Raw genomic sequence first — 14,166 nt, forward strand, 5'->3', positions numbered from 1 at the left:
GGTCGATCATGTCCGCGGCTAGCACTAATCGTTGGCATCACCAGCTCCACCGGAGCTTCAAAGGAACCCAGCCGGTGGTGTGTGCAGTACAGGCGCAGCCCAGAACGCACGGCTACGATGCGCACTTCAGCCTAGAAGAGAGACTACCTATGCCAGCGCCGACGGCGACAGGGTTTGCGGGATTCTCCGACCGCTGCGGTTGCTTTGAGGGTTGGCGCTGCGGGACGTTCTCTCGTGCTCTGTCCATGGGAGATCCGATCAGAGCGGTGTGGTCCCCGGTACGAAGCCAGTGCGGGGACGCACTAAGCAGCGGTGCGTTGTTAATGACCGCCGTGGCCTCGAAGGTCCGCCATGCGGTGAACGGGTAGTCTCCCAGCAGGTCCCGCCGTGCCCATCGATCGAACCCGGAGGATCCGTTCACGGCGTAAGAGGCGGTCAAGTTGAGAAATTCCTCAGACAGGAGATGCTGCCCCGGGAACCAGTCCTCCCAGTGAGCGAGCCCGATTCTCGCGGCGGGGGAGTCCTGCCCGGTGCCGGGGAATTCCTGGAGTACGCGCTTGAGGCGTCGTTTGATCTCGTGGACGGGGTCGGCGGCGGTGTGCCGTGGACGGTCTGGGTGCGGGGCGGCGATCAGAAGCACCGTTAGGCCCGAGGTCTCGAGGGGGCGTTGGATGATGAGTTGGGCCCAGCGGCGTACCTTTTGTTCGAAGCTGTCCGATGCGGTGGTGACGAGTTCGTAGGCAATGCGGAGGCCGTCTTTGCGGATGAGCGTTCCATCCGCGGGCCGTCTGTCTCCTGGTATGGCTGCCTTGCCCAGTCCTGTGCCCGCAAGCAGGTCCGGGGTGGAGAACTTTTCTCCAAGGACCGCTCCGATCGGGAGGTGCTCTGCGGCGCGTAGGCCAAGCTCGGCGGCGAGGATGTTGTGCCGACCGGGGCGGCCGGCCGAGGACCAGGGCAGGCCGCCGGTGACTGTGGCCCATTCCGGCCATGTGAGTGTCGGGGCGATGTGCTGTTCGAAGACGTTAGTGTTGGAGGGCCTGTAGACGGTGAGGCGGTTGAGGTTGAAACCGGTGATCGGGTGCGAGTAGGTGCCTTGGTCGATGAGCCCTAGAGCGAATGATGCTGCACTGGTGGAGTAGTTCGGGTCGAGGAAGTGCGTGGAGCCAGTGAATGCCGCGAGTTGCTGGGCGCTGACCGTTCGCCAGGAGTCGATGACTCCCCACGCGGCGAGACGGTGGGCCCGGCCTCGGTTGCTGCGAAGGAGCCGCAAAGCGTTGTCCTTCTCGGTAAGCAGTCGGCGGTTGATTCTTACGGCTCTCGTGGCGGACACTTCTCGGGCAATCGCTTCAGTGAACCATACAGGTGCTGAGCCGGGTGCCCACAGCCTGTCCCAATAGGGATCATGCCGGTCGTGGGTGGCAAGCCCGTCGCTGGCCCGGGACGCGGCTTCGGATGCGTGCAGTACATGGGCCGTGGTATTTGCGCGGCCACGCTTTCGTCGCGCCTGCACGGCTTTCCCGGGGGAGCTGATCGTGGCATGTTTGTGTGCGGTCATACGAGAGAACATGCGCAGATTTTTGATTCACGGCCGTCACCACAGCGTTCTAATTCGGGGAATCCGGGAACGTGCGATCGGCTCCTAGAATCGGCATTTCCCCGGATGCGGTGTTCCGCTTACCTGGGGCATCATCTCTTCATCTGAGGCCACATGTTGCAAAGGCAAGATGGTTAGACGCACTGTGACCGGTTTGTGCGCTAGCTGGTGTGTTCTAGCGGGGCTTATAAAGGTAGTGCTGGCGGCGTTCGTAGAGTGCGCGGGCTGAAGACGACTCAGTCACCTGACCCATGGGGTCTTGCGCCAAGGGGGTACCCGCGATGCGGGTCGACAATACGCTGACCTTCAGAACTGCTGAGCCGCCGGGCGCCGTGCTCTTACTCGTCTGGCAGGTCTATTCCGCCCGAGTCCCAGCCGCACCCGGCGCCGTCGTCGCCGTTGCGTCGCCCGGCACCAAACGGGTACGACCTTGCAGCTGTATCTTCATTTCCGCCTTGAGGGCTGCACCGCTGTCGCATCTCTACACATCGCGAGTGGTCGATCTGTAGGCGGTTCGGCAAGGGGGGAGGGCGAAGCCCGACCTCCTTTTATACCTCGCTGTCCTAGGAGATCGCAGAAGACCCGCCACCAAATGGCGACGATGTGGATGCGCTATCGCGCTGCGGCCGGTATTGCCCGCTGTCTATAGGCGCCTGAGCACCATTGAATTAGTTCGGTCTTCGTCGCCCTTACAGAAGGTGCCGTCCTGCCGGTGAGGGAATCTGACCGCCGTCAGGACCCGGGCCGCATAGAAAAGCCTGTTCGGTCCTCGCTTGGGTGGGGCCGGAGAGGGTTCGTCGGCAGTGGCGTCCCAAAGATTACCTACAGTCAGGACATTTTGTGAACGCATTATTAACCACAGAGGCCGTGGAGCCGGTAGACGCCGGTCCCGGCGTCATGGAGCGAATGAGGGTGGCAGTCGGCGTCTCCTGCCCTCCTGGTATTTCCCCGGTTACGCCAACAAACGTCAGCACCTTTTCACCCTCGGTGAAGTGGACGGAAGCGGACTACGCCACGTTCATCACGGGCTCACAGGCCCGCAGACTGGCAGCGGCCGGCGTTGCACCACTGGTCGCACAGGCACGCGGGTACCTCGTCATCGACGACTCCAACCACCGGGAGCTGTACCGGCAGATGGGTCTACAGGGACGAAGCAGGCTCGGCCTTCAGCTGACTTCCGCCATCGCCCAAAGGGGCGGTGAAGGATTGATGATTCCTCGGTTCACACCGTCGGCCATCCAGTGGGCGAATCGGGACGGTGCAACTCCGGCTCCTTCGTACCACGAGGTCCTCCCATCACTCCCGTGGCCGGATGCGAGCGGTAAGCGCATTGCGTCAGTGACTATTCCGAATTTTTCCGGACAGCTGGACCTCCACCCTGCCATCCCCACAGACTGGATCGACTCCGACGGGACCATCCTGATCTGCAACGACGCGGCCGAAGCCGACGCGGTCCTGAGCGCCTACCTGCTCCACGCGGGCACCGCCCGGGCCGAGCTCACCGCCGTGGAGCCGCTCGTGGAGGGTGGTCCGACGGATCCAACCGCGGACCTTCACGCCCTCCTTGCGCGCATTTCGGAAAAGGATCGAATTCTGGTGCTCGCTGCATCTGGGTTCGGCCAAATGCCGTGGAGCGTTACGGACCTGAACGAGATCAGGATCAAGCGCCGGGACATCTTGCTCGCAGTGCCAACGGAGACTGAATCCTCCGAATTCGTGCACCGCAACATCGAAAAGTTCGCCGAGGCGCTGAAGAATAAAAAAGCAGCCTCTGTGCTGTACCTCGCGCCGAAGAGGCAGAACGATGCCGACGACGAAGCCGAACGAATCAGCGTGGCAGACCTCCTGGCTGCCAAGGCGTGGCCCGCACTTATCGACGCTTTGCAGAACACACTGCCTGCAGGCTCGGTAGTGGACGCTGCGGTATTCAAGGGTGCCGTTCGCGTGTCCCCCGACGGGCATACCATCGAGGAATGCATCGCCGTAAACGGCGGCCCCAGCGGGACCAACAGCTCCTTGCAGTGGGCCACGGTCGTGCGCCTGGGTGGACGAATCAAGACGATGGAAACGCGTCGCCAACCCACTGATAAGGAACTGCGCACAGGCACTTTCGATGCTACTGCGAGGAGCCATGACGGCGCGGACTCGATGGTAGAAATCGAGGTTTCTTGGAAGCGTGACGGGAAAGAGGGCAGCGGCGTCATCACCGGACCTAGCACGATCCTTCACCACCAGCCGCAGGACTGGATCATGGCGAACGCCAAGATACCTAACAACGTACTGCTCCACCCCAACTGGCCTCCGCGCAAGAAGCAAGGAGAACAGTTTCTTGAGGCCATCAAGACGAACCGGCCGGAGGAAACCAAGAAGCGGACGCGTTGGCAGCAGATGGGCTGGGTTCCGGTAGACGGATCCGCTCCTGTGTTCATCGTCGGCGACCAGGTCATCGGGGAAACCGTCGAAGGGACGACAGCGGCAGGTGTGGACAGTCAGGACATCCCGGTCGCTGACTTGTTTGGCGTGGGCGTCAGTCCGCTAGGTGACGACTTGAAGGACGAGGCGGTGCGGGAATCGGCCCGCCAGGACCTTCGCGACATCATGAGCACCTACATCACTGCCGGCGCCTGGAAGGACCGCTCCACCGCGGCGCTGGTCCTCGCCGGCGCCCTGCGGCCGACGATCCCCTTGCGGCCCCGTGCAACCATCTTCCTGTGGGGTCCCAAGGGCAGAGGAAAGACCTGGACTGCCAAGGCGATGATGTATTTCTGGGCGAAGGGCCGGTCCACCTGGCTGGACCAGCTCCCAGGCTCGGCCAAGGACACGATCGCGTACATCGAAACCTGCGTCTCCCGCACCCCGATCTGGGTTGTCGATGACCTGGCCCCATCACCGGTCAAGAGGCAGGCGGAGGCGGAAGACGGTAAGCTCGCGGACCTGACACGCTCGATCTTCAACAACTCGACGAAGGGCCGCATGAACGCGGACATGAGCACGCGCAAGGTCAACAAGCCGGTCGCCCAGCTGATCATCACAGCGGAGAACGAGCTGACCACCCCCTCCGCGAAAGAACGCCTTATCCCCGCCTACCTTGGTTACGGCAGCTTGGCCGGTTCAAGGGTCCCCACCGACGCGATCAACGAACTCGCCAAACGCGGCGTACCGGCACGCTTTACCGGACACTTCATCCGTTTCATCCGCCAGACCGCCATCACCACTCCGGGCGGCTGGGAGGCGTTCTTCGAGGGGCTTGAAGACAGGCGTGCAGACGTCCAGAAGTCCATCGAAGCCATCATGAAGTCGACGGGCAAAGTCACGGGGTCCCTGGAACGTACCTCCTCGCTTGCCGCGGACGTGCTCCTGACGTTCGAGGTCCTGCAGCTTTTCGCAGAGGAGCTGGACATGGGTAAGGAGTTGCGAGACCTCTTCGACTTGGAGACCGGCATGGGCCGGGACATCATCACCGTCGTCGCATCAGCCCAGGCGGAAAACACGAAGGCTTCCCCAGGAGCCGCTCTGGTGCGCGCGCTGTCCGCCCTGCTCGCTTCCGGAGGCGCCCATGTGATCAACGCGCAGAATCCCTCGGCGCCCCCCCTCGAGGGCACCGAAGATTCCGACGCGCTGGCAAACCACCGGCTTGGCTGGTCAGCCGGACCGGGCGCGGACGGGAAACTCAGCCCCAACGGACCCTCCATCGGGACGGTCGTGACCAAGGACGGCCAGAAGATCATCGTCTTTGAGGTCGAGACGGCCTTCGCAAAAGCCCAAGCAGCCTACCCCGCCCTGATCCAACACGGCCAGGGCACTGGCTCGGCGTGGGCCTCTATCTGGGACGAAAAGCTGAGCCCGGCGTCCATCACCCGACCGACGAACAGCCGTGGCGCCGTATCCAACACCGTACGCCTGACGTCCGGTTCCGGTAGCAGCCGCGTGCGGCCGTCGGGAGTTCCCATCACCGTCGATACCATCCTCGTCGGCGGCAACGACGGGGAGTGAAGCTCCCTTGGTTCTAGAAGCCCCGCTGCACCTCGTGCGGCGGGGCTTCCTTTTGCCCTGACTCCCGTTCATGCATGCTTCTGCATGTACTGATGATGAGCATCTGTACTTACGCGAGTAAGGCCAGAAACTGTGAAGGCGATGACCACGTCCGCCCGTGCTGTGTCCAAGCGAGGGTGGACACAAAAAAGCCCTAGAACAAGCGGAAGCAAGGCCCGTCCTCGATTCTGACCGACCTGACCGACCAGACGAGTACCCCTATAGGGAAGAGATACAACTATGCATGCTCTGTGGCTCGGGGCGTAGGAAAAGAACAAGAACAGGGAGACCCTATAGAGAGAGATTAATGGTTGGTTTGGTCGGTTATGTCTATATAAGGGGCCTACTTCCCAGCAGTGGCGCGGATTTTGATGACCATCCCCGGTTGGCCATGATTTGGCCATGTCTGGTCATTTTGACCGAAGGCCACAATATGTCGGCAGGTTGCTTGCCAAAGTCCTTGTTGGTGAGAGGACGCTTGTCGGCCTCACACATCAGTGCCATGAACACGCCACCGACGTCTCATAGCATCCGCAGAGAGTCCCTGCCAGGACAACCCAAGCCGCTCCCGAAACGGTCCCTAGCCGAGGGACGGCTTACCTGCAGGCTGCCGGAGTACAGATAATGGACTTGCAACCTGAGTATTCGATCGACGAGATCGCGGAAGCTTCGGAGGCCGTGAAGCACGCTCCCGGCGGCGTTAACGAGGATCTACTAGTCGATGGACTCTACCTGGGCGCCTTTGCTGCGGGGTTGGAAGCCAGGCTCCTGCCTGAAGCCATGCAGTGGACTGCGGAACAACAAAATGCGATTCTCATGTTTCGGTCAACCGGCCGTTCGTTCCGGGAAGTCATGGGATTGGCCGCTGGGAAGATGCTTCGGGCCCGCTGGCTGGACCGTTACTTTCATGGTGTGTGCCCTCTTGATGCTGACCCCCGCAACGCCAACATCGCGCTCATAGGCCCTCTCGAAGAACTGGCCATGAGCGCCGTCATCGACGTCCGTTTCGTGGTGCAGGTCATCCGGGAGACGATACCAAGCGGACGGCACGATTTGCTGGAAAAACTAGCTGCGACGAGTCGAGACGAACAGCTCCGGACACGATTGGAAGACTAAATGCAAGATGTGACGAGTGTGAAAGACCTTGCCGTAGTCGTTCCGGCGAAATCGAAAGTTATTGGCCAAGCGACTGCCGGTAGTCCCAGGGGCGCTTCGCAGTCCGGCGAAAACACCCGGCGGAACCTAGCCGAGTCGACCCGGGTTTTTGCCGGTTCGCTCCTCGGCTATTGCCGGGTGTCCCGCACGGATCAGGATCTTCGCCGACAAATCGACGTACTGGAAGAAGCGGGCTGCGAGCGGATTTTTAGGGATCACGGGGTCTCGGGAAGTTTGACAGCTCGTCCCGGTCTCGATGAGCTGCTCGCTTATGCTCGACCCGGTGACACGATAGTAGTCCAGGCGCTGGACCGCCTCGGGAGGAATACACGGCATTTGCTCACACTCGTGGACCACCTCCACGAACGCCAGGTATCGCTTCGTATCCTCACGTTGGGTGTGGATACGGCGACGCCGGCCGGACAGCTCGTCATGACCGTGATGTCAGGACTGGCGGCTATGGAAAAAGCTGTTCTAGTAGAAAGAGTGCAGTCGGGGCTCGAATCGGCGCGGAAGCGAGGCCGCGTAGGAGGCCGCCCTCCCGCGTTGTCTGACGAACGAAAGCACGAGGTCGTCCGAATGAGAGCCAGCGGCCGAACTGTCGCCGAGATTGCGAGGCTAATGGTCACAAGCGAACGGACCGTTCGTCGCGTCCTCGGTGGGGCGACGGCTGAAAGCGACCGATGACGGAAAGTTGGCATGAGGACCTCCGACGATTTCGGCTGCGACGTCTGACGACGACCGGAAATTGACTGGAGCTTCACAAGCCTTTATTCAAAGAGGCCACACTTCGAGTCGGCGCACAGATCGCCGAGGAGCAGCACGGTCAGCACCATTGGCCCTAGGTCCCCGGGCTACGCGCAGTCGTCGCAGACGCCCGTAGCCGGCAGCTGGATCCCGTGCACGGCACATACTGGCTTCGGCCTGGGCGCCGTTTGCTTCGGCGGGTTCACGCGGACCTCGTACTTGGGTGTCAAACGCGGTTCGGCGTCGGCTGGCACGTCGGCGCCACACCTCCTGTAGCATTCCAAGCGTTCGGCCGCGGCAATCCGTTCGCGTTCCAGCGCAGTCTCCGGCACTTCGCGCCCTGAGGCCCGTAGCACTGCGTCGAATCCGGAGCCGACCGTACCGTCAGTTGCGCTGACCACCAAGGATGACAATGCCGGTAGCTCCTTCTCCAGACAAGTGTGGATGACTCGGTTCAGCAGCCTTGAGCTGAAGTTCGGAACGAGCATTCGCGTGCTGGTCCCCGTCTCGTCAAAAACCCTGGTGGCGAGCTCTTTGTACGAGATGAAGTTCCCATACGTGCCGGCTACTTCCTGCAGCACTCGCACTGCCGCCTGAGCCCATTTTTCGATGTCCTGCTGGAACGGGGTCTCCCCGAGGTCAGCCATGGTGCCGGTCAAAAGTTGTTCCCCTCATCGACGTCCTGCAGTGTCGTTGCAAAACCTAACTGTTCGGTCTCAAATCTCGCTGAGACCTAAATCCGCGAACTTGTGCCTATTTGCACCACCAGTCACAGCGGTAGGACCGACACACAAGGAATGTGTCCTGTCCGCCGTTTTGCGACCGCTTACTTCGAGTCGGCACCGGTAGTGCCGGGGATGACAAGCTGCCGTCGCCCGTGAGGTATTAGTTTGTCAGCTCCACTCGTGAGCGTATCTCCCCGACTGTGAAATGTCGCGCTACAAGCCTGATAGTTCCGGGATGTCCGGAAGTGCCTTCTGCTCTTCCTCAGAGAGCATTCTCACGAGCACCTTCCCGTCATCGACGCTCCACACGTCGTACAGACCGTCCGGCCCCTCGTCGGCTCGCTTATAGAACGAGCCGGAGAACGCGTGGGCAAGGTAGCCCAGATCGACCAGCCCCTCCTGCAAGGTGATCCTCCAAGGCATGAGCATCACAGTCGTCTCTGCGTCGTCCGAAACCTGGGGATCATGCTCGGTCGCAACATATCCCGTGCTAAGGGTCAGTGTCTGCCCTTTGAGCAGGGCTCCCGTACGAAGAATCTGTTCGATGAGGCCTTCCTCGATGTCTGTAAGGTTCGGAAAGTGGAGCCGATGTGGAGTGTGCTCCTGGATGAGGCTGAGCGCCTCGGCCACGTCGTACCACACGTCCGCACTAGTGCCACCCCTTTCCAACAGCGAATTTCGAACGTCCGGAATGGGACCGAAGCGGGGCGCGGCGGCCAAAGTATTTGGAGCTTTCATCTTGTTATAGAAGCGCAGCGGTGGAAGGACGTCGACGGCAAGCTTGCCATCCGGAGCGTGGACCGTTGTGGCCATCTTCGAGGTCTGCTCATCCACATCGAGCCTCAGAATGACATCTAGAACGCCATGGACATCAGTCAAACGCGACTCCATGCCCCGTGGACCCTGGTCTGTCGGAATACCTGTTGTGGTGTATTGCCGGTGGATTACCAGTGAATCAATCTGTTGGTCTTCCGCGTCGAACAGCACCAGGCGCAGTTCACGTTCCCCTTCCGAGATGTTGGAGTTCGGAAACACCGCTACGGCTGCGTTCTCAAATTCTCCCCCAAGTCCTCCGGGCAACGCAGATGAACCACTAACGCTCCCGGCGGACAGCTCTATCGGGCTGCCGAACTTCATGAAGTCCTGAATGGCGGTGGCTTCGTCGGACCCAGGCTTTGCAGTTGTGACGAAGTTGATCTTCAGCGGATTCAGTTCAAACGCCACTTGGTTCTTGACGTAGACGTCCACCTGCACGCTCAGGCGGCCATCGCCCATTAGGGTCGACAACACTACCCCGGGCCTGATGTTCTTCAGCGCCTCGCGTACGTCCTCCCTGTCGGGAGTTTTGAGCTGGGGCTCCACATGGATTCCATAGAAGTAGAACGGGTCTTCGCGGTTGAGGACCTCCACCGTTTCCTTGAGCTCGTCCGTAAAACCAGAGACGTCCCTACCTTGAACGTCCTCTTCCCGAATGTTCTTCAGGCGCAATCCCTGAACGATGGACAACGCCATCTCCCGAATGCGCTCAGCGTTCCCGCCCAGGTAGTAGTCAACGATGTTGGAGTGCTGGCTTGCCCAGAGATCACACCGCGTCAGGCCATCCCAGATTGGTTCCGGCAGACCCTTTGCAGTGACGTAGTCCGTCAGCCACTTCTTCGCTTCCAAGGTCGCGTCCCATGGCATCACCAGGTGCCACTCGTCCACCTTCAGGTCTTTGACGCGCGGGTCGGTGACCAACCTGTCGACGGACTTCTCCACCTGCTTCTTCTGGTTGTCCGTGAGCGGCCGCGTGAACTTCTTCACCTGATAGACGCGTGTCCTATCGGTTTTGACCAGCACGTCAATGCCACCGTCGCCGATCGACGGAGTGATTCGCTCCGCTTCCGGATACTCCGCACTGATGAACATGGCAACCACAGATTCAATGTCCTCGCCGCTATATCGCGTCCACTCAACTCGTGACATCTAGATTCCTTTTGTCAATCGTTCTTAGCAGTTCCAGATCATGTAGGCGGTGACGCGCCACCCTGCCTCTAGTTCTATTCGGGCCAGGGCTCCGGCTCGTAGTCCTCGTCCACGTAGTCGATCTCGGTGGGGAGACCTGCCGCCATCACTTCCAGTTCATCGGTGAGTTCGAGGTCGCAAACGCTGCACTCAAAATGCGTGACACCCATCCGGCTGTAGTACGTGACGCCACCGTCGTAATGATCCGCGTCGATCCCGTACTCAAGGATCACTCCGATGGCTTTTCCGGTGTATCCGCAGGCCGGGCACTTCTGATCTTCGTCGTGCTCGATGAACGTGCGCGAACGCCCGGACATCGCTTTCAGGATCGTCTCCGCTGAGGAAGCCGGCAGACTTTCCCGAAGTTCCCTCAGGCGCAGCTTCGCCGCGGCGATCTTGGCGTGGACGATCTCCTCCGACTGCTCGACTTCAGCACGGGCGATGCCGTGCGCCAGCTCATCCAGTTCTGCACCCCACCATCGGTCGGCCGGCCGGCCGTAGTGACGCCGCACGAACTCAGCGAAGCGAACCATGGGACGCACCGCCGACCGCAGCGTGTTCTGGTCCACCACTCCCATGTGGGCTGACCCGTTGCGGACCCAAAAGACTGCGTTGTCGGCGGGGAGCCAGGGCGGCGCCATCTTAAGCTGCTTCAATCGCTCGATGCTCTTGCCGGCGTCCAAGGACTTCACCGTAACCGCGTCCGGCCGGTTAAATCCGGGAGCTGTTGCTCCAGAGAACTTCAGGATCGACCCGACGTCGGGAGTGGCGGACAACAGCAACGTGGGTGAGACGGAAGCGAGAAGTGACTTGGCGAGAAGCTCAACGGCCGACCCCACGCTGAAGGCTGCGTCCAACATCTCGAACTCATCCATTGACGTGTACAGCTTCAGCGCGCGCCGGGCGTGCCGCCGGCCAACTTGGTGGAGATGTGCCGCCAGGTCGCCGTGGCTCCGAAAGCTGTCGCCGAATGGCCACTCGGCATTCTCGGACCCTTCTGCGTAGCCACGGCTGGGAGTATCCATCCGACCAGCCTATGTGCTGCCGATCCGGCTCCCTCGAAGGCGCGTCCGCCGACCCAGAAAGACAGTCCTACATGCCGGTGTCAGCGCCCGTCCGCATAAGCTGAAGCACGAGAACATCAACTGCGAGCTGGGTAATCACAAGGGGAATGATTTGAGCGATTACGGCGAGGATTATCTACGACGCTTACTCGACGCGGTTCGACGCTTTGAAACGGCCTTCGGCGCATGGATGGAAACGCAACAAGAATCTGACCACCTTTCTTCTCGTGGTCTTCTTCCAACCGTATGGGCCAAAGACGGACAAGACCCTGATCTCGTACGCCGCCTTGAACTCGATGTGGCAGAGGCCGCAGGGTTGGCCGCACGCGCAGTCGCAGTCACTGGGGCGTTCATTTCTGTTGGAGGGCTTGGTGTCATCGACCCAATTTCCAACTGGTCATTCATGTCATCACCTAAGGCTCCGCTAGCACCACGCGATATTCGAATGACGATGGCGAACGTCAAAGGCCGACTCGAGGCATTGCTAACCGACGCGCAAGCCACCGCGGACTCGAGTCTGCCCAGCTTTTCACCCGCTCAGCTTCACCCCGTCATCTGGGCGGGGGCAGCTGCACACTGGACAACTCACCAGTACCGAGTGGCTGTACGCGAAGCCGCTGAAGGGCTGACCGTTTATTGGAAGCAGAAGCTCAAACGCAACGATGTAGACGACACTGTGTTCTGGCAACAGACCCTGTCAGCAGGCGAGGCGGTTGAGGGCAAACCCAAACTCGCTTGGCCCGGCCCCGCCGACGACAAGACGGCCAAGAGTATGCGGGGTGGGCTTGAACCCCTTGCAAAATCATTGAACGCTCTGGCCACCGGCCTGAACCTGACCGTCCGGAATGTTACTACCCACACTCGAGACGAGCTCACCGAGCAGCAAGCAATGGAGCGCCTTGCCGCCTACAGCTTTCTTGCCCATCTGCTCGACCAGTGCCAGATAGACCGCTTCGAGAATGATCCCGTCCAGTGAAGCATGGCTCCTGGGGAATTTATCGCGCCCGCCCGGCAGCAGCGCATGCAGGTCCTGGAGTGCCGGAAGGCTGGGAATCCGCTTGCATGACGTACTCGTCTGGCACCACGACAAATTGAAGGCGACAAATGGCTAGGAAAAGATTCGATGTCGAAGTTCCCGACGGACAGCATCTCGGGTTTTCAAGAGACACTGATGGTGCGTACCGCGCGCATCTCTTTGACAATGAAACGAACGATCTCGTTGGTCATGCGGAGCTATTCGAGCCCGACGAGGACGACGCCGGTTCGCCGAACATTCAGTACGTGTATGTTTCGGACCCGGGAGCAGCAGAAGGCCGCGAGCTTACAGACGAGGAACTCGCCGAGGCGCTTGAGGCCCTGCTTCGCCTTGGAATCATCGTTGCGACGCTGGCGGCTGCAGCTACGCCGCACGTCAAGAGATGGTTGCATGACGTAGCGATTCCGGCCATGAAGTCAACGAGCGATACTGCGCTCCTGACTATGAAGTCGACGTGGAACAGATTCATCGGAACTCGGAATGTCGAGCGCGGGGCCGCCCCTGCTGAAATGGTTCCCGCGACTGAACCTGTGCGTGCAGATTCCTCGACAGAACTGGAAGTTGCGTTCCAAGACTATCGAGCCCGCATGGGCAGCGCAGAGGCACGGGAACGCTTTGTTGGGGCTCTACTGGCCAGGGCATTTAGTGAAGAGCAAATGAGAATGCTGCTCAATGCCAAAATCGAGGACGGTGCTCCAGCCGGCTTGACAGCCGCAATGGGGGCACTTACGGCGCAGCAGGTCGGGGAGACCATCACCTTGATGCTTGAGAAGAACCCGTCGCTGCTCGACTGTGAGCCCTTGGCTGAGCTCGGGACGATTCTCAGGGGAAGTCGAGCCGATGGCGAGTATGTGCCGCTGAGAGTCGAAAGGACGAAAGAGGTACCGCGCTTAAGGGGTGGACAGGTGGGATCTTAATTGGGAGAAGCCCTCACGCCCGAAATGCATTACAGAACGCACTGGCGCACCCTTGCCGTGGTCCAGGCAAAGGGGCCCGCGAAAAAGATCTCAACGGTGGCAAGGGGCCAGTGCAACGGGGCAGCGCCATGGACGACACGTTTACGACACGCTATGAACGGGAAGTGCAGGGAACACGCGGGTACGATTTCGACATCAACAGTTGCAAAATCGCTGGTCACGGGCCGGTTCAGGGCACCGCCGGGAACACCCCGGATACTCCTCCTTGTAAAGCGGGGGTCGTCGGTTCGAATCCGACAGGGGGCTCCACTACCTTCTCCTCCCGGCACGGCTAAGCTGGTCTTATCCGGATCGTCAGCCTGCTGATAAAAGGAGTGTGGGTGCCATGCCCAAGACCGGAAAGAACGGCCACGCCCGCAAGGACGAGCTTCCCTCGACACTGCAGCGCTCCGGGCGGAAGGCCCAGGACACGTTCGCCAAAACCTACGATTCAGCCCTCGAGAGCTACGACCACGACGAGCAGCGGGCCGCCCGGGCGGCCTACGCCTCGCTGAAGCACAGCTACGAGAAGGTGGGCGACCACTGGGAGCCGAAGGAAAAACGCGGCCCCTCGGACAAACGGGCCGAAGGGGGCGTGCGGTCCTCCGAGCCCAGCGCGGGCGGCGTGAACGCGAACGCCTCGAAGGAACATCTCTACAAGCTCGCGCGGGAGTTGCACATCGACGGCCGTTCCAAGATGGATAAGGACCAACTGGTCAAAGCCATCCAGAAGGCCAATGATACGGCTACCAGGAAGGCCCGCGGCTCGTAATTTCCCTTCTGCCTGCCCTTGCCGTACAGCCCCTGCAGGGTGTCGAATCAGAGGACACGTTCAGCCCGGTTGGATGGCGAA

10 protein-coding genes and 1 tRNA gene are annotated in these 14,166 nt (G+C 60.7%); 7 read left to right on the forward strand and 4 right to left on the reverse strand.

Annotation, left to right across the window (positions count from 1 at the left end; translation table 11 throughout):
• Nucleotides 1–112: 112 nt before the first annotated feature.
• Nucleotides 113–1,555, reverse strand: a complete 1,443-nt coding sequence (locus tag C3B78_RS03610) for a hypothetical protein (RefSeq protein WP_158677172.1) — start codon at nt 1,553–1,555, stop codon at nt 113–115.
• A gap of 879 nt (nt 1,556–2,434) precedes the next feature.
• Here C3B78_RS03610 and C3B78_RS03615 point away from each other — a divergent pair.
• The 3 genes from C3B78_RS03615 (at nt 2,435) to C3B78_RS20335 (ending at nt 7,468) form a co-directional block, all read left to right on the forward strand.
• Entirely contained in the window at nt 2,435–5,587 is a 3,153-nt protein-coding gene (locus C3B78_RS03615) for a hypothetical protein (protein WP_158677173.1), read from the forward strand.
• A 663-nt stretch (nt 5,588–6,250) separates the two neighbouring features.
• Nucleotides 6,251–6,742, forward strand: coding sequence for a hypothetical protein (locus tag C3B78_RS03620; RefSeq protein WP_104996852.1), 492 nt, complete (start codon nt 6,251–6,253; stop codon nt 6,740–6,742).
• A complete protein-coding gene (locus tag C3B78_RS20335) occupies nt 6,743–7,468 on the forward strand; it encodes a recombinase family protein (RefSeq protein ID WP_104996853.1) in 726 nt (241 codons plus the stop codon).
• Nucleotides 7,469–7,635: 167 nt separating this feature from the next.
• On the opposite strand, the gene C3B78_RS03630 is transcribed toward C3B78_RS20335, so the two are convergent.
• The 3 genes from C3B78_RS03630 to C3B78_RS03640 all read right to left on the reverse strand — a co-directional run bounded on the left by C3B78_RS03630 (nt 7,636) and on the right by C3B78_RS03640 (nt 11,282).
• Nucleotides 7,636–8,187 carry a hypothetical protein gene (locus C3B78_RS03630; RefSeq protein WP_158677174.1) on the reverse strand — a complete coding sequence of 184 codons (552 nt, stop codon included), beginning with the start codon at nt 8,185–8,187 and terminating at the stop codon, nt 7,636–7,638.
• Between the two features lie 279 nt (nt 8,188–8,466).
• Nucleotides 8,467–10,218, reverse strand: coding sequence for a hypothetical protein (locus C3B78_RS03635; RefSeq protein ID WP_104996855.1), 1,752 nt, complete (start codon nt 10,216–10,218; stop codon nt 8,467–8,469).
• A gap of 74 nt (nt 10,219–10,292) precedes the next feature.
• Nucleotides 10,293–11,282: a hypothetical protein gene (locus C3B78_RS03640; RefSeq protein ID WP_104996856.1), complete on the reverse strand. Its 990-nt coding sequence runs from the start codon at nt 11,280–11,282 to the stop codon at nt 10,293–10,295.
• A gap of 151 nt (nt 11,283–11,433) precedes the next feature.
• Here C3B78_RS03640 and C3B78_RS03645 point away from each other — a divergent pair, with 151 nt between their 5' ends.
• From C3B78_RS03645 to C3B78_RS03655, 4 genes are all read left to right on the forward strand, one after another.
• Nucleotides 11,434–12,297, forward strand: coding sequence for a TIGR02391 family protein (locus C3B78_RS03645; protein ID WP_104996857.1), 864 nt, complete (start codon nt 11,434–11,436; stop codon nt 12,295–12,297).
• Between the two features lie 128 nt (nt 12,298–12,425).
• Nucleotides 12,426–13,274, forward strand: coding sequence for a hypothetical protein (locus C3B78_RS03650; RefSeq protein ID WP_104996858.1), 849 nt, complete (start codon nt 12,426–12,428; stop codon nt 13,272–13,274).
• Between the two features lie 223 nt (nt 13,275–13,497).
• Nucleotides 13,498–13,583 (forward strand) — tRNA-Tyr (locus C3B78_RS19605).
• A gap of 76 nt (nt 13,584–13,659) precedes the next feature.
• Nucleotides 13,660–14,085: a ChaB family protein gene (locus tag C3B78_RS03655; protein WP_104996859.1), complete on the forward strand. Its 426-nt coding sequence runs from the start codon at nt 13,660–13,662 to the stop codon at nt 14,083–14,085.
• The last annotated feature ends 81 nt before the right edge of the window (nt 14,086–14,166 follow it).

This window comes from Arthrobacter sp. PGP41 (assembly GCF_002953935.1).
In the GTDB taxonomy this organism is placed as follows: domain Bacteria; phylum Actinomycetota; class Actinomycetes; order Actinomycetales; family Micrococcaceae; genus Arthrobacter.